Below are 16661 nucleotides of genomic sequence, written 5' to 3'. Positions count from 1 at the left end.
ACATGGCCGAGAATGAACCTTCGCGACCGAAAGGTGCGTTTGACCACCGCCTGAAGCGTATGCGCCAGCATGGGCTCAAACCGGAATACCGGCTGGACGAGACGGAAGCCCAGAAGAACCGGTTCATCGATTGCGGCTGGGGACGGCTGGTGTTTGCCAACACCTATGGCGAAACCGAGAAACTGGTCGAGGTCCTGCGCAACGAGCGACCGGACAGACGCGACATCGCGTTCTATGTGCGTGATCCGCATGTGCTTGTTGGCTCGGCCCCGCAGGAGCTGTTCCTTGACCCCTCGCACACATTCCGCCTGGATCTTGCGACCTACCGGCCGGCGCGCAATCGTCGCAAGGGCTTCACGGTACGGCGCCTGTCTTCCCGCAGTGATGCGGAGGCGATCAACGAACTTTATCTCACCCGCGGCATGGTGCCGGTGCCGCCGGAGTTTTTCTGGTCGCAACTCGATCCGCGTACCATCACGGTACTCGTGGCGGAAGAAGACGAGACCGGTGTCATCGTCGGCACCGCAATGGGCGTCGATCACAGCCGGGCCACCAATGATGCCGATCTCGGCAGTTCGCTCTGGTGCCTTGCGGTTTCCCCACAGGCCCGGTTTCCGGGCATAGGGGAAGCCCTGGTCCGGCGCATGGCGGAGGTCTTCAAGGGCAAAGGCGCACCGCACATGGACCTGTCGGTGCTTCATGATAACGAACTTGCCATTGGCCTTTACGACAAACTCGGCTTCGAGCGGGTTCCCTATTTCACCATCAAGCGCAAGAACACCATCAACGAGGCCCTGTTCGCCGGCCCTGCCGTTGAAGACAAGCTCAACCCTTACGCCACCATTGTCGTGAACGAGGCACGGCGGCGCGGCATCCAGGCGGAGATCATCGACGCGGAAGGCGGCTTCTTTCGCCTGTCCTATGGTGGCCGCTCGGTCGCCTGCCGGGAATCCTTGAGCGAATTCACCAGCGCCGTCGCCATGTCCATCTGCGACGACAAGGCCACCACGCGCCGGATCGTCGAAAGGGCCGGTGTAAACGTGCCTGACCAGATCCTGGCAGGATCCGCTGATGAGATCGCCGCGTTTCTGGAGCAGCACGGTTCGGTTGTGGTCAAGCCTGCGCGCGGTGAACAGGGCAAGGGCATCGCCATCGGACTGACAACGACCGAAGACGTCATGGCTGCGGTGGAAGTTGCCCGCACCTACTCCAATGATGTTCTGGTGGAGGAATTCGTGACCGGTCAGGATCTGCGGCTTGTCGTGATCGACTACAAGGTAGTGGCGACCGCCCTGCGCAAACCGGCCGAGGTCACCGGAAACGGCAAGGCCACGATTGGAGAACTGATCGAAATACAGTCCCGTCGCCGGTCTGCGGCAACAGGCGGGGAATCCAGGATCCAAGTGGACGACGAGGTTCTGCGCTGCCTCACAGCCAACGGCTTTCAGCTGGAAGATATTCTGCCAGAAGGCAAGACCTTGCCGGTCCGCCGTACGGCCAACCTTCATACCGGTGGCACCATTCATGATGTGACTGGTGAAACCCATCACACCCTGATCGAAGCCGCGATCAAGGCAGCGCGCGCAATTGAAATTCCGGTGACAGGCATTGACTTGATGGTCAAAGACCCGCGACAACCGGAGTACCGCTTTATCGAGGCGAACGAGCGGCCGGGGCTCGCCAACCACGAACCTCAGCCAACCGCAGAACGCTTCGTGGACTTCCTGTTTCCCCTGTCGGTGCCTCAACCCGTCAGGACGACCTTGAACCGGGCCGGAACATGACCTTGCTGAATATCGATATTTCCTATTTGAACGATCGACTGAAGGAACTTCTGAAAATCCCCAGCCCGACGGGCTATACGGACGAAATTGTCCGGCACGTTTCCAAGGAACTGGAGGCGCTGGGGGTATTTTACGAAATTACTCGCCGTGGCGGCGTTCGGGCAAGAGTGTCCGGCAAGTCGCGCCGACCCGCGCGGGCCTTCGTATCGCATCTCGATACGCTTGGGGCTCAGGTAAAATCGCTGAAAGACAACGGCCGGCTGGAGCTGGTGTCTATCGGCCACTGGTCCGCCCGCTTCGCGGAAGGAGCCCGCACGACGATCTTTTCCGAAAGCGGCGCCTACACCGGCACCATATTGCCGCTGAAGGCTTCGGGGCACACCTACAACACCGGCGTGGATGAACTTCCGGTCGGCTGGCCCTATGTCGAACTTCGCGTAGACGCCTATTCCAAGTCGGTAGACGACCTGCACCGGCTTGGTATCGACGTCGGCGATTTTGTTTCCATAGACCCGGCGCCGGAGTTCCTGGAAAACGGCTTCATCGTTTCCCGCCACCTGGACAACAAGGCAGGTGTTGCGGTGATGCTGGCGGCGATCAAGGCGCTGGTGGAATCCGACATCGAACCGACGGTCGACGTGTTCTGGCTGTTCACGATTGCAGAGGAAACCGGCCATGGCGCCCAGTCCATCCTGACGCCAGACATCGCGTCGCTGGTTGCCATCGACAACGGCACCACTGCCCCAGGGCAGAATTCGGACGAATTCGGCGTCACGATCGCCATGGCAGACCAGACCGGACCGTTCGACTATCATCTCACCCGCAAGATGGTCCAACTCTGCCGGGACAACGACATCAAGTTCCAGAAGGATGTCTTCCGCTTCTATCGCTCGGATGCGGCAACCGCCATCGAGGCGGGTGCGGACGTGCGCACGGCGCTGATCACATTTGGCGTTGATGCCAGCCACGGCTATGAGCGCATCCACATGCACGCGCTGCGCTCGCTCGCCGAACTGGCGACCGGCTATGCCCTCAGCCCGGTGGAAATCCAGCGGGACGCCCGCGAGTTTGCGGACCTCAAGGGCTTTACCCGTCAGCCGACTGCCGATGCCGACCAGACACTCAATCCGGAGACGGACGAACCGCTGCCGGAACCGGCGGGCGAATAACGCCCGCCGCCGAGACCGGCTCGTTCAGCGGTTGAGTTCCGCGATCATGTGCCAGTGCCACGACCCGGGCTTCGAGTGCACCTTGTCTTCCAGGTAGCTCAGCTCAAACCGGTCGAAAAGCGAAACCAGCTCACCCGCATTGCAATAGAAATGCGGGTGATCCTTGTCGTCATCCCCCTCACGAACCCAGGTGTCCGCGGCAATTTCCGTCCCGATCCCGAAGTTCGCGTTGCGCTTTGACAGCATGGTTCCCTGGTAGATCCCGCCAGGTTTCAGCACCCGGGCAATCTCCGAAATGGCTGTACGGACGATCGACGGATCACCGTGATAGATCACGTTGAAGGACAGGACATAGTCGAAACTGTCGTCCTCAAAGGGCAGCGACGTCATCGGCGCCAGACGCGTCGCGATCTGCATGCTTTCCAGTACCGCGCTCTTTTTCAGCTCACCCAGCCCGGCTTCGGAAAGATCCATCGCGTGGGTCTCGAACCCGGCGCGAGCAAAGGAAAGCGCATGTCGGCCAACCCCGCAGCCCAGATCCAGGGCCTTCACCGGCCCCTGCTTCTGAAGTCTTTCGATAAGACCGGCAACGTCCGCCTCCGGACGCAGCCAATCCGCTCGGCCTTCTTCTGTCTGCCAGCGCTTGTCCCACGCGAGATGGGCGGTATCGGTTTTTTCCAGAGTGTGCGTGTCGCTCATTGAGACGATCCTTCCAGTATCCGGCTGCGGGCGATTGTGCCAAGCCGCTCAACACAAAGAACCAGCACGAAGATCATCAGGATGATAGTCATCGCGAGCTGGTAGTCGAAAAAGTCCATGGCCACCTTGAGTTCGATGCCGATGCCCCCTGCCCCGACAAGACCAAGCACGACGGAGGATCGCGTGGCCTTTTCAAGCGCGAACAGCGAGGTGGTGATAAAGGAGGGCATCGCGGCAGGTACCACTGCACAGAAGATCGTGTCGAAACGCCCTGCACCGGCCGCTGTCAGCGCCTCGGTTGGTCCTTTCTCCACATCCTCCATGGCTTCAGCGAAGAAGCGTCCGCAAAAACCGATGGTGTCGACGGCGATCGCAAGCGTGCCCGCGAATGGGCCAAGTCCGACCGAAATGACAAAGACCAATGCCCAGACCAGATCCAGCACCGTTCTGAAGAGGGCAACCAGCAAGCGGGCACAGGTATAGACAGCCCGGGACAGCATCGACGGCCGCGTCAGGCCTTTTGCGGCCAGGATCGCCAACGGCAGGCTGAGGACGATGCCGATAAGTGTGCCCGCGAGCGCCATCTGAAACGTTTCCAGCAACGCCTTTGACAGTTGCGGCAACCTTTCCAGAGAGGGAGGCCAGGCCCTCGACAGGAAGTCGACCAGCGCCGGACCACCAGACACCAGAGCGGAAAACGACCAGCCTGCCCCCTGAAACGACCAGACAACGAAGGCCAGCAGCGCGACATAGGCGACAAAATGAAATGCACCCGGGCGTTCGAACCGATCCGGCATGCGGGAGCGTTTCAATGTCAGGAGATCAGCCATAATGCCTCCCCAGATCCGCAACACTAAGGTTGCTGCTCTTCTCGTCCAAAACGACTTCCCCCTGCCGGATCGCAAGGACCCGATCAGAGTAGGCGAGCGCCTGTTCCACGTTGTGCGAGGTGAACAGGAGCGTGATCCCCTCCTCCCGGGTGAGTTGGCGGAAGAGGTCCATCACCTCCTGGCCGGCAACCGGGTCAAGGCTGGCAACGGGTTCGTCCGCGACGATCATTCTGGGCTGCTGCATCAAGGCTCTGGCGATCGCAACCCGCTGGGACTGACCACCCGAGAGCTGGTCTGCCCGTTTCAATGCATGGTCCGCGAGCCCGACCCTTTCGAGGCACGCCATAGCCCGGTCACGCAAGGCCGTTTTGGCAAGAAACTGCGTCCAGCCGCGCATGCCACCGGTGCGGCCCAGGTTGCCATGGATTACGTTGGTCAAAGCCGAAACACGAGGCACCAGGTTGTGCTTTTGAAAGACAAAGCCGACCTCGGCGCGAATCCGCCTGAGCTGGCGCTGTCGCGCAGTCGAAATGTCTTCACCGAACAACAGAACCGAACCGGTTTCCGGCTCGATCAGGCGCAGCGCGCAGCGCAATGCGGTCGATTTTCCGGCACCGTTTGAACCGATCAAGGCAACCGCTTCCTCACGGTCCACGGAGAAGGAAACTTCGCGCAGCACGCTACGGTCCTTGCCGAAAGTCTTGCAAAGGCCTTCGACCTTCAGGTCACACGGCGTCTCCGTCACGGGCTGTCGGGCTGGGACCGCCGGCGCAATTGCGCCGGCGGACTGGAGCAGAGGCTGCGCCATTATTCGCCGATGAACTTGTCGTATTGCGGGAAACCGGCGGTGGTGTACATGGACCGCACCAGGTCATAGGCACCATCTTCGATCGCCACCAGATCCATGCCCGAATACTTGTCGTTTTCCTCGTGCTGCAGGATCGCGGCGATGATCGACTTCTTGTTGTCGAGGATCGCCTGGCGCAGGCTCTGCGCTGTCGCGGGATCGACATGGGCTCCGGCCATGATCATGTCGTTCGGCAGATCGCCGGAACGGGCGATCACCCGGAAAAAGCCGTTCGGGACGCTGTCATCCTTGTTGCGGGTGCCAATCCACGAATTGTGATTGATCCCGATGGCGGCAACGTCGCCCTTCTTCAAAGCTTCATGCGCAATGTTGCGCGAAGTATGCAGCTTCTCGATGTCCTTGACCGGATCGACGCCATAATCGGCCATCAGCTGCATCGGGCACAGCATGTTCGAGGTGGAACCGATATCACCGAAGGCCACCTTCTTGCCCTTGAGATCGGCCGGCCGCGTGAAACCGCTGTCGGCTCGCACGACGACAGCACAGAAATAATCCGGGCGGCCAAGACCGATAAGCGGACGGGCTTCGGTCAGTTTGTTGATCACGATGTACTCGGCAGGGCCGGTTACGACGAAGTCGACGCGTTTTGCGCGCAAGGCTTCAGCCGCCGCGGTCCGGCTGGTAACCGGGAAAAACTCGAAGGTGTGGTCTGTTGCATTTTCAAGGGCGTTCTTGAACGGCCCCCATTCAACCTGCAGCCGCTCCAGGCCCTCAACATCGGTAACGGCCAGTTTGAACGTGTCGGCCAGGGAAGAAGACAGGGAAACGGCAAGAACGGCAGCCGCGAGTGCGGCGGATTTCAAAAAGCGCATGACAGGAACTCCTCAGACAGCCGAAACAAAGCCGGCAAGGCAACAGGAGCGTAACGACACGCGCGCCGCGGAACGTGACTGTATTATGTAAATTTTACGAAATTTACATCAGAAAAAGACGGATCTACGAAGCAGAAAATTTCTTTATCTTCGAACCTCCAGACAAATCTTGATCTTATTTGTTTTCCGGCAAATTTTATCGATGTCTCTGTCGTAAAACTTCATAAAAGTATAATCGTATAGACATCTGTTCTCGGCACATGTCTGCTAGTTCGCTCTCCGTTTTTCGGAGGGCCCGATGCTGGTCATTGAGCAATTATCTAAAGTCTTTGGAGACCTGACCGCGGTGGACAGTGTCTCCCTTGCCATTCCCAAGGGACAGATGGTCGGCGTGATCGGTCGGTCCGGTGCCGGCAAGTCCACGTTCCTGCGCATGATCAACCGGCTGGCCGACCCCAGCCGGGGGACGATCCTCAACGAGGGAAAGAACATCACGGCCCTGAAGGGTCGCGATCTGCGGCTTTGGCGTGCGTCCTGCGCCATGATCTTTCAGCAGTTCAATCTCGTCGAGCGCATGGATGTGCTGACCAATGTCATGGTTGGCCGTATCGCCCACACTGGGTTCCTGCGCTCCATGACACGATCCTTCACTGACGAAGACCGCGCCCGCGCCATCGAAGCCCTGGACCGGCTGGACCTTGTGCCCCAGGCGCTGCAACGCGCGGGAACCCTTTCCGGCGGGCAGCAGCAGCGCGTCGCCATCGCCAAGGCGCTGGTGCAGAACCCGCGCATCATGCTGGCCGACGAACCGATTGCTTCACTTGATCCGGCCAACGCCAGCCGTGTGATGGACGCCTTGCGCGAAATCAACCGGACGGACGGTCTCACGGTGTTGGTCAACCTGCACACGCTCGACACCGCCCGTGCCTATTGCGACCGGATTATCGCAATGAAGGACGGGCGGGTTCAGTTCGACGGCACGCCGGACGCCCTGACCAGTGAAAGGGTTCGGCAGATTTACGGATCCGACGATCTTTCCGGTGACATCAACGAAGCAGTCACCTCCACCTCCCTTTCGACAACCACTTCCCGGCCGCCGATGAAGGCTGTCGGGGCCTGACCTTCGCGAAGCGGATCATCCGCTCTCGCTCTTGAAGCGGCCTTTGCCGCGCAAATCGCCGGATCTGCCGGCACCAAAGGAGACTTGAGATGAAGGCCATTTTTGCAGCAGCCGTTTCCGCTGCCGTTCTTGCAGCCTCCCCGGCCCTGGCGGACAGCTGGAAGGATCAGTACAAGACAGTCAAGTTCGGCATTCTTTCCGGTGAAAACGAAAAGGACCGGATTGCCCGTTACACGCCTTTCGAAAAGTACCTGGAGAACGAACTCGGCGTTGATGTCGAAATCTTCACCGCCGGATCCTATGACGGCGTGATCCAGGCCATGGCGGCCGACCAGATCGAATTCGCCTTCTTCGGTTCGTCTTCCTATGCCGCTGCCTACACCGAAACCAACGGCGGTGTCGTTCCGCTTGTCTCCCGCCTGCAGAAGGACGGTTCCACCGGTTATTTCTCGGTCGTCGCCGTGCGTTGCGACAGCGGCTACAAGACCCTTGACGACCTGAAGGGCAAGACACTGGCTTTTGCCGATCCGGACAGCACGTCCGGTTATGCCGTGCCTTACTTCAACCTCAGCAAACAGGGCTACGAGCCGAAAACCTATTTCGGTGCCATTCCCTTCTCCGGGGCCCATGAAACCGGTGTGCTTGGTGTCTACAACAAGCAGTATGACGCTGCCGCTACCTACATCACCAACGAGGAAGACGGCATTCCGCAGCGCATGGTCACCAAGGGCATGATCGAGAAGGACGCGATCTGCACCATCTGGAAGTCACCGGAAATCACTTCCGGTCCGCTGGCTGCCCGCAGCAACCTGCCTAAGGGCCTGATCGATGCCATGCGCACCGCGGTCATGGAAATCCCGGAAAAGGATACGCTGGCCTTCATCGAAATGACCGGCGGCGAAGACAGCACCCAGGAAGCGTGGATCGAGGTTGATCACGACCGTTACCAGTGGATCGTCGAAATGCGCGACTGGCTGAAGAAACAGCGCCGCGGCGGCTGACTTTGCAGAGCGAGGGAGGAAACCGGCTGATCCGGGTTCCTCTCGACGACCCGACCATCGTCATCCCGGGCGGCACTTCGCATCTCCCGGGATGACGCCTGGATAAACTTGTGGCGCAGAAAGCTGCGGCGTCAGCGCCTCCTGCCCAAAATCATTGGAACTAGAGGCATGACAGCGCTCTCCCCTGCCATTGACCGGTTCGAAATCGATTATGCTGCCGCCCGCCGGTCAGCCCTCCGGGTAAACCTCATCTCGACCACGGTCTTCGCACTCTGCTTCTTCGCAACAGCGTGGTTAGGCGGTTTCTTCGACATGACCGACGTCACCCTGCCCGATGGCGACCGTGTGTCCATGTGGAAGATCTGGGCAGGTTTGCCGCGGCTTGGAGAGTATCTCTACAAGACCTTGCCAGAGCTTCACCGCGAGACACTCGGGGCGGATCTTGCCGGTTGGTTCTGGCGCTGGAAGGTCTGGCTCTGGCTGCTCCTGGAAACGATCCTGATTGCCTATATGGCAACATTGCTTGGCATCATCGGTGCGTTTCTCCTCAGTTTCCCGGCGTCACGGAACCTCTCCCCCAACAGACTGGTCCTGAATGTCACCCGCCGGTTCCTGGAAATCATCCGGACGGTTCCGGATCTCGTCTGGGCCCTCATTTTCGTTTTCTGTTTTGGCGTCGGCCCGCTGGCCGGTGTTCTCGCCATCGGTCTTCATGCCACCGGCGCTCTCGGCAAGCTCTATTCCGAAGCCAACGAAAATGCCGACATGCGCCCGCTCGAAGGCATCAAGGCGTCGGGCGGCACCTGGTTCGACCAGATCCGCTACGGCATCGTGCCCCAGGTTGTCCCTAATATCATCAGCTACACGCTGCTGCGGTTCGAGATCAACGTACGGTCCTCCTCCATCATCGGCTTCGTCGGCGCAGGTGGCCTGGGCCAAGAGATCCGCGTGGCAATGTCCCTGCAGGAATACACCGATCTTTCGGCGCTGTTCCTGATCGTCTTCCTCACCGTGATCGTCATCGACATGCTGAGCGAAAAGGTGCGTCACCGCATCATCGGCCTGACCGGAAGAGGCATCTGACCATGACCGCACAATCTCCTGATATCGCCCGCGCCAGAACGCTCGTACCAGGCGCCTTTTCAACACCGCTCCGGACGCGCCTGATCCGTCTCGCCGGTTGGTCGGCTTTCCTTCTTTTGACCGGCTGGTGCCTGTGGGACTTCGGCTTTGCGCCGGAAAAACTTCTTCACGGGGCAACCCGCTTTGGCGATGTGCTCGCCTTCATGTTTCCACCCCACATCTGGACAAGCTGGGCGGAATGGCAGGAAGTTCTGAAAGGCCTGGGAGAAACCGTCGCCATGGCGTTCATGGGCACGCTTCTGGGAGCCCTGGTTGCGTTTCCACTGGCATTCCTGGGCGCCAAGAACATCCTGCCGCTGTCCTGGCTCCGGCTCGGTGTCAGGCGCGGCTTCGACGCCCTGCGGGCGATCGAACAGCTGATCCTCGCGCTCGTCTTCATCCGCGCCTTCGGCCTCGGGCCACTGGCAGGCATTCTGGCCATCGCGGTTTCGGAAGTCGGCACGTTTTCGAAGCTCTTTTCGGAAGCCATAGAGAACACCAGCCCAAAGCCGGTCGAAGGCGTGCGCGCTTCCGGCGGCGGCAGCCTGCAGACAATCCGCTTTGCGGTTCTGCCGCAGGCCCTGCCGGTGATCCTGTCGATCATCCTCTACAATTTCGAATCCAACACCCGCACCGGCACCATCCTGGGCATTGTCGGCGCCGGAGGCATTGGCTTCCTCCTCGCCGACCGCATCCACGCCTACCGCTGGCCGGAAGCCTGGACGATCATTTTCCTGATCATCTTCATGGTCTACCTGATCGACGGCTTCTCCGGTTTCCTGCGGCGGCGGATCATCGGCCTGGAACCGGAGCGAAAGTAATTTTCACCTGGGGGAGCGCCGAGATTATCCATGATCGGCACTGCCACTACGCAACTTTGTGTTCGTGCGCGACAAACTTCCCATAAAACGAACAGCGTCAGCTCGTGGGTACCGGCATTGGCATGGATGCCATGGTCAAGCCATGGCATGACGGAGGAGGAATTTTAGTCGAATTACCACTCCGTCATTGCAGGGCTTGACCCTGCAATGACGGCGGGAGTTTTTCAGAACAAAACACTCCAACCTACCGTCAAGCCCATGCCTATAAGCAGCATCCGGTCTGCGGCCTCATTTCGCGATCTATGTCGACAGGAAAGTCAACATATCCGAATTCGCCTTAGCTGATCAGAAAACAGGCCATGGATGAGGACATTCGACACCCCACCCCATCCGTCATGCCATGGCTCGACCATGGCATCCAGGCCGTGACCTCACCACACGATCAGTCCCCAAAAAAGGCAACGCACATCGAACAGTCGAATAATCAGAGCACCCGCTGTCCGTTCCGCCAGGCCTGCTTGATGAAGGGATGCCCGTTGAGGACGCCGACATGAAGCAGGTCGGCGCGTTTTCCTTCTGCGATCTCGCCTCTGTCTGACAGTCCGGCAACTTCGGCCGGCGTTTTTGAAACCATCCGGATAGCTGCCGGAAGGTCGGCGTGGAACGCATCGTCCAGCCCCACAAGAAACGCACAGTCGAGCAGCGAGCGCGGGACGTAGTCCGAAGCCAGGATGTCGACGAGATCTTCCGCCAACAGTGCGCTGACCGCGATGTTGCCCGACTGGGACCCGCCGCGAATGACGTTGGGCGCACCACCGACGACGTGCATTGCGTGGCTCTTGGCCTTGCGGGCTGCCTCCAGTGTGCACGGAAACTCCGAAACGCTGATGCCCTCGCCGAGGGCTTCGTCGATGTGTTCCAGTTCCGTATCGTCGTGACTGAGCAGCGGCAGCTTGTGTGCATGCGCCAGCGCGACCACAGCCGGACGAACCTTCGAGCTGATTTCATCGGAGAAGTTCAACAGCTCCTGCGTCTCACGCTCGGCAACGGCACGTGTTTCGCCCGTGTCGGCCATGCGGCGGTGAATATAGGCCTCGACGTCCTTGCTCTGGCGCCGGCCCGGCAGGTGTTCCATCACCGACACCATGCGCACGATGTCCTTGCCGATGTTTTCTTCCGTCAGACGCGTGGTCTCGCCATCTGTAATCTCGCAGCGCAGGTGCACCAGATGCTCCGACTTGAGCATGCCTCCGGACTGAAGCGTTTCCAGGGCGTCGACCATTGGCGCCAGGATTTCGCGGCGCTCCGGGTTCTTGATCGTCGCCCCCACGCAGAGGCTGTCGAACACGGTGGTGATGCCGCTGCCGATGATCTGAGCATCATGGGCCATCGCCGCTCTGAGCGGATCCCAGCGCACATGTGCACGCGGAAAGACATGCTTTTCGAAGTGGTCGGTGTGAATGTCGACCAACCCCGGCAGCAGGTAATCAGCCTCGAGATCGAACCCGGCTTGCGGCGCGCTGCCCTGATCCACCGAGACGATCCCGCTTTCGGAAAAGGCAATGTGACCGTTGACGACTTCATCGGCGAGCACCAGCCGGGCGTTTTTCAGAACTGTCAGGGCACTGCCGGAGGGCACGCGATTGTCGGCATAAGTCATGGAAACTCCTTCCGGCGAGCAGGTCGAACGAATTCAAGGATGGCCCGGTAGCGGACCGCAATGAGATATGACTCCGCGAGAGCGGGAGTGAACTGGGGCCGGAAGCAAACGCGTTTCCGGTTGATCGACCGATGATCTAGCGCTCTTTCGGGCGCAAATTGTGACAGTCGTTCAACGGATCCGTGACAATCCGGAAAAATCTGCAGATTGCAGGCGAAGGGATGGATTAGCAGGGTCGGACACAAAATCTGCGCTCAACCGGCTGGAAAGGCAAGAGCACAGGGAAGAATGACAGGTCAGAAAGGGAACCTCGAACCAGGCCGCCGCTCAAGTGGGCCAAAGGCCGGTAGCGCAACAAACCATGGTGCGGGCGACGGGACTCGAACCCGTACAGCCTAGGGCCGAGGGATTTTAAGTCCCTTGTGTCTACCAATTCCACCACGCCCGCTTTTCCCTTCCCCTAGCTCTCCTGCCCGAAAAGCGCAAGAAGGCACTGCCGCTTTTCAGCGCACAGGCGGGAAGTTTCCACGTCAGCCTGATTTTGCGGGAACAGAAGCTGGAAAATAGGCGCTTTGGGCGGTATGAGAACAGGTAACGGATAATTGGTGCCGAACAGGGCCTTGTGGGCTTAGAATGGCACCGAATAATTGTGAGACACGGTAAACCCCATGGTCAGCTATATCGACGCTTCGGAAGCCCCTTTGAAAAACACGGGTCAGGTACGTTTGTACGGCCCTGAAGATTTTGAAGGCATGATGCGCGCCGGACAGCTGACCGCAGCCTGTCTGGACGAGCTGGCCGACATCGTCAAACCGGGCACGACCACCCAGGAAATCGACGACTTCGTCTACCAGTACGGCATGGATCACAACGCCATTCCGGCAACGCTGAACTATCGCGGCTACACAAAGTCCTCCTGTACGTCGATCAACCATGTCGTCTGTCACGGCATTCCAAACGACAAGGCCCTGCGCGAGGGCGACATCGTCAACATCGACGTGACCTTCATTCTGGACGGATGGCACGGCGATTCCAGCCGCATGTATCCGGTCGGCCAGTTGAAACGTGCCGCCGAGCGCCTGATCGATGTGACCTATGAATCGCTGATGCGCGGTATCGAGGCTGCCAAGCCGGGCAACACCACCGGTGATATCGGCGCTGCCATCCAGACCTTTGTCGAGGCTGAACGCTGTTCGGTCGTGCGCGATTTCTGCGGGCACGGACTTGGCCTTCTGTTCCACGACACCCCCAACATCCTGCATTACGGGCGTCCTGGCGAAGGCGTTGAACTGAAGCCGGGCATGATCTTCACCATCGAACCGATGGTCAATCTGGGCCGTCCGCACGTGAAGGTTCTCAGCGACGGCTGGACGGCCGTCACGCGAGACAGATCCCTGTCCGCCCAGTTCGAACATTCCATTGGCATCACGCCTGAAGGCTGCCAGATCTTCACCACGTCCCCCAAAGGCATCCACAAGCCGGGCCTGCAGACGGACTGATTGTTCGGCCTGAGGTCCGTTTACCGGCGATGCACCGTCATCTGACAGCGGCTGACGCAGGAGCTCATGAAAGAGACGACGACCGCCAGTGAAGCACCGGCCGCAACCGGCAGCGACCACAAGGGACACCGCCAGCGGCTGCGGGAACGATTTCGTAAAACGGGCGAGCAAGGTCTCGCCGATTATGAACTTCTGGAATTCCTGTTATTTTCCGCCCTGCCCCGCCAGGATACAAAGCCGATCGCCAAAGCGCTGCTTCAGCGCTTCGGTTCCTTTCCGGCAGCCCTTGCCGCCCCCCGGGAACGGCTCAAGGAAATCCCGGGGTTGTCCGACATCAGCATAGATGCGCTACAGGCGGTGCATGCATCGGTCATCCGCTTTCACAAGGCCGGGCTGGAAAAACGGCAGGTGCTCGACAGCTGGCAGAAGGTCATGGACTACCTGCAGGTTTCCATGGGGCTGGCCCCGGTAGAGCAGTTCAGGATCCTGTTTCTCGACAAGAAAAATGCGCTTATCGCAGATGAGGTTCAGCAGACGGGCACGGTCGATCACACCCCGGTCTATCCGCGCGAAGTGATCCGGCGTGCCCTGGAGCTTTCGGCAACGGCCCTGATCCTTGTCCACAACCACCCGTCGGGCGATCCGACCCCATCACGCGCCGACATACAGATGACCAAGAAAATCGTCGATATTGCCGGCCCACTCGGGATCGAGTTGCATGACCATATCATCGTTGGTCTGCGTACAAACGTCAGCTTCCGCAGCTTACAGCTGATTTGAGCTGTTCGAGCAACCGACAGGCCAAGTCTTGGGGCCCGTACAGCTAAGCTCTTTAAGACTGTTTGCAAAACCGGATCGGGAGTTTCGAGACTTTACCCTTAATTTACTTAGAATTTGCGGCATTCCTTAACCCAGATCGACAATACTCGGGCCAAAGAAATCGGGCTCGTATATGTACAATTCGTCTAAAAACTCCGGCGGACAGATAGCAAACGCGATCATTATTCCGATGGTCGTGATCGTCATGATATCCGTTGTCGGTATTTTCGGCCTGTTGCACTGGTCTGCCCGCCTGTCGGACGAAACCGCTGTCGAATCCCAGAACAAGCTCATTTCCGGCGCTTTGCAGCTGACCCAGAATTACATGGTCAAGCAGCAGAACGGCGTCGTGATCTGGGACGAAGCCTATCACCGGGTCAATCAGATCAACCCGGACGAAGGCTGGATCTACAACAACCTGATGCACTGGCTGTTCCAGAACCACGGTTTTTCCAAGTCGATCCTGATCAACCGCGATTACGGCGTGCAATATGTCTACGCGCAGAACCACACCAACAAGTGGATGACGCAGGAGTTGCTTCAGGAACTGAAGCCCGCCGTTGCCAAGGTGCGCGCCCGCTACATCATTTCCTTCCGCCGCACACCATCCGGGCTCTACAGTTTCATTCCGCAAAGCAGCGACGCGCGCCGGTCGATTGCCGAAACCGGCCTCGTCTCCCTGGCGGGCGAACCGTATCTCTTCAGTGCCGCCGCCATCATGCCGCAGATCCAGTCGATCTCCCGGGTCCGTTTCCCGCCGTCAGTGCTGGTAAGCCTGGTACCCTTGCGGGGTGAAAAGCTGACGGAAATCTCGGAAATGTCTCGCCTTGACGGGTTTGTTCTCGCCAACAACCAGACCCAGCGCGATGGCGTCGGCAGGTTTCAGCTGAAGTCCCCGCTTGGACAGGATGTCGGCCTGATCGCCTGGCAGACAACCGAGCCCGGCAGCCAGATGATACGCCGGATCAATCCGTTCCTGGCCTTGGCGGCTTTCATGATTGCCGCCGTGGTCATCGCCGTGACCATCTTCACCCGCCAGATGACCAAACGTCTTGCACGCAGCGAAGCCAAGGCAGTCCACTCCTCGCGTCATGATGCCCTGTCCGGCCTGCCGAACCGCGCGCGGTTCCATGCACTTTTGACGGACACGCTGGACGAAAGCGTTGCCAAGGGAACGAATACGGCCGTCGTCTACATCGACCTCGACCATTTCAAGGACATCAACGATACGCTTGGCCATTCCGCCGGCGACAAGGTGATCACTGCGGTCGCCCAAAGACTGCAGCGCGTCATTCCCGAAACCGGGATCGTTGCGCGCATCAGCGGCGACGAATTCGCGATGGTCATCAAGAACTGCGAAGACGATGTCTGGCTGGAATACATCCTCGACCAGGTGCAGGACGAAATCAGCCGTCCGATAATGATCGGGCGCCGTGAACTTCACGCCAGCCTCTCGATGGGCGCAGCCATTGCCCCGCGCGACGGCAACGATCCGGACGAGCTGCTGCGCAAGGCCGATATCGCGCTTTATGATGCCAAGGCAAACGGCCGGAACCGCCGTTCCTTCTTCGAACCGAACATGGAACATCACGTCCAGTCAAAGGACCGGCTGTCCCGCGAACTTCGGCTGGCACTCAAGAACGACGAACTGACACTTGCCTACCAACCTCAGTCCGACACATCGGCCAAGCGGATCGTCAGCGTTGAAGCGCTGGCCCGCTGGACCAAGGAAGACGGCACCGTCATTTCCCCGGCGCAGTTCATTCCGGTGGCCGAGGAAACCGGCCTGATCAACGAACTGGGCATCTGGGTGCTCAACAAGGCCTGTGCCAAGGCGCACGAATGGCCCGGCATCACCGTTTCGGTCAACGTTTCGCCAAACCAGTTCAAGCATCCGCGGTTCGTCGAAAAGGTGATGGCGATCCTTGCCGCCAACAACCTGCCGCCACAGCGCCTGGAAATTGAAGTCACCGAAAGTGTTTTCGCGGGCCGCAACGATTCGGTGCTGAAGGCCCTGCGCAGGCTGAAGAACCTGGGCGTGAAGGTTGCGCTCGATGACTTCGGTTCAGGTTATTCCAGCCTCAGCTACCTGCGCCGCTTTCCTTTCGACACGCTCAAGATCGACCGGGATTTCGTTTCCGACATGAACGGCAACGCCGAAGCCGAGGCCATCCTGGTGTCGATCATCCAGCTCGGCAAAGCGCTTGGCATGACCATCGTTGCCGAAGGCATCGAGACGCTGGAACAGATCCGTTTCCTGCAGGCACACGACTGCAACCGAATGCAGGGCTATTACATTTCCCGGCCGCTGACGGACACCGCCCTGACCGCGTTCCTGGACGAATTTCACCGCGTCGGTACGCCCGGTTACGGTACGGACCTGAGCTATCAGGTACGCGCGGCGGAAGCTTGACGACACTTCGTACGGGCAAATGCCTGCACGTCGGGTCTTCGATT

14 protein-coding genes and 1 tRNA gene are annotated in these 16661 nt (G+C 59.4%); 9 read left to right on the top strand and 6 right to left on the bottom strand.

Annotated elements, in window-relative coordinates; genetic code table 11:
* The first annotated feature begins 2 nt into the window (after positions 1 to 2).
* Positions 3 to 1784, top strand: coding sequence for an N-acetylglutaminylglutamine synthetase (gene ngg / locus ACYQ6M_RS07715; protein ID WP_460073068.1), 1782 nt, complete (start codon positions 3 to 5; stop codon positions 1782 to 1784).
* Positions 1781 to 2953 carry an osmoprotectant NAGGN system M42 family peptidase gene (locus tag ACYQ6M_RS07710; RefSeq protein WP_055654850.1) on the top strand — a complete coding sequence of 391 codons (1173 nt, stop codon included), beginning with the start codon at positions 1781 to 1783 and terminating at the stop codon, positions 2951 to 2953. The genes ngg and ACYQ6M_RS07710 overlap by 4 nt, the downstream gene beginning before the upstream one ends.
* 24 nt (positions 2954 to 2977) lie before the next feature.
* On the opposite strand, the gene ACYQ6M_RS07705 is transcribed toward ACYQ6M_RS07710, so the two are convergent.
* From ACYQ6M_RS07705 to ACYQ6M_RS07690, 4 genes are all read right to left on the bottom strand, one after another.
* Positions 2978 to 3652, bottom strand: a complete 675-nt coding sequence (locus tag ACYQ6M_RS07705; RefSeq protein ID WP_460073066.1) for a class I SAM-dependent methyltransferase — start codon at positions 3650 to 3652, stop codon at positions 2978 to 2980.
* Entirely contained in the window at positions 3649 to 4482 is an 834-nt protein-coding gene (gene phnE / locus ACYQ6M_RS07700; RefSeq protein ID WP_460073064.1) for a phosphonate ABC transporter, permease protein PhnE, read from the bottom strand. The genes ACYQ6M_RS07705 and phnE (ACYQ6M_RS07700) overlap by 4 nt, the downstream gene beginning before the upstream one ends.
* Complete coding sequence (phnC, locus tag ACYQ6M_RS07695) at positions 4475 to 5227, bottom strand: phosphonate ABC transporter ATP-binding protein (protein WP_460073062.1); 753 nt, start codon at positions 5225 to 5227, stop codon at positions 4475 to 4477. The genes phnE (ACYQ6M_RS07700) and phnC (ACYQ6M_RS07695) overlap by 8 nt, the downstream gene beginning before the upstream one ends.
* Positions 5228 to 5289: 62 nt before the next feature.
* On the bottom strand, positions 5290 to 6162 hold the full coding sequence (locus tag ACYQ6M_RS07690) for a phosphate/phosphite/phosphonate ABC transporter substrate-binding protein (RefSeq protein WP_152506341.1): 873 nt from the start codon (positions 6160 to 6162) through the stop codon (positions 5290 to 5292).
* Between the two features lie 298 nt (positions 6163 to 6460).
* Between ACYQ6M_RS07690 and phnC (ACYQ6M_RS07685) the strand changes: the two genes are divergently transcribed.
* From phnC (ACYQ6M_RS07685) to phnE (ACYQ6M_RS07670), 4 genes are all read left to right on the top strand, one after another.
* Complete coding sequence (phnC, locus tag ACYQ6M_RS07685) at positions 6461 to 7282, top strand: phosphonate ABC transporter ATP-binding protein (RefSeq protein ID WP_062488481.1); 822 nt, start codon at positions 6461 to 6463, stop codon at positions 7280 to 7282.
* Positions 7283 to 7371: 89 nt separating this feature from the next.
* A complete protein-coding gene (gene phnD, locus ACYQ6M_RS07680) occupies positions 7372 to 8283 on the top strand; it encodes a phosphonate ABC transporter substrate-binding protein (protein WP_460073059.1) in 912 nt (303 codons plus the stop codon).
* 168 nt (positions 8284 to 8451) lie between these two features.
* On the top strand, positions 8452 to 9366 hold the full coding sequence (phnE, locus tag ACYQ6M_RS07675) for a phosphonate ABC transporter, permease protein PhnE (RefSeq protein ID WP_460073057.1): 915 nt from the start codon (positions 8452 to 8454) through the stop codon (positions 9364 to 9366).
* Positions 9367 to 9368: 2 nt separating this feature from the next.
* Entirely contained in the window at positions 9369 to 10226 is an 858-nt protein-coding gene (gene phnE / locus ACYQ6M_RS07670; protein ID WP_460073055.1) for a phosphonate ABC transporter, permease protein PhnE, read from the top strand.
* A gap of 484 nt (positions 10227 to 10710) precedes the next feature.
* Here phnE (ACYQ6M_RS07670) and ACYQ6M_RS07665 read toward each other — a convergent pair whose 3' ends face one another.
* Both ACYQ6M_RS07665 and ACYQ6M_RS07660 read right to left on the bottom strand, forming a co-directional pair.
* On the bottom strand, positions 10711 to 11886 hold the full coding sequence (locus ACYQ6M_RS07665) for an alpha-D-ribose 1-methylphosphonate 5-triphosphate diphosphatase (RefSeq protein ID WP_460073053.1): 1176 nt from the start codon (positions 11884 to 11886) through the stop codon (positions 10711 to 10713).
* A gap of 362 nt (positions 11887 to 12248) precedes the next feature.
* Positions 12249 to 12334, bottom strand: a tRNA-Leu gene (locus tag ACYQ6M_RS07660).
* Positions 12335 to 12554: 220 nt separating this feature from the next.
* Here ACYQ6M_RS07660 and map point away from each other — a divergent pair.
* The 3 genes from map (at position 12555) to ACYQ6M_RS07645 (ending at position 16617) form a co-directional block, all read left to right on the top strand.
* Positions 12555 to 13385: a type I methionyl aminopeptidase gene (gene map, locus ACYQ6M_RS07655; protein ID WP_023001049.1), complete on the top strand. Its 831-nt coding sequence runs from the start codon at positions 12555 to 12557 to the stop codon at positions 13383 to 13385.
* Positions 13386 to 13451: 66 nt separating this feature from the next.
* Positions 13452 to 14165: a RadC family protein gene (gene radC, locus ACYQ6M_RS07650; RefSeq protein WP_460073051.1), complete on the top strand. Its 714-nt coding sequence runs from the start codon at positions 13452 to 13454 to the stop codon at positions 14163 to 14165.
* Positions 14166 to 14337: 172 nt separating this feature from the next.
* Positions 14338 to 16617, top strand: coding sequence for a bifunctional diguanylate cyclase/phosphodiesterase (locus ACYQ6M_RS07645; protein WP_062488475.1), 2280 nt, complete (start codon positions 14338 to 14340; stop codon positions 16615 to 16617).
* The last annotated feature ends 44 nt before the right edge of the window (positions 16618 to 16661 follow it).

This window comes from Roseibium sp. ROS1 (genome assembly GCF_054658215.1).
This window is presented reverse-complemented; position numbering and strand designations above follow the sequence as displayed.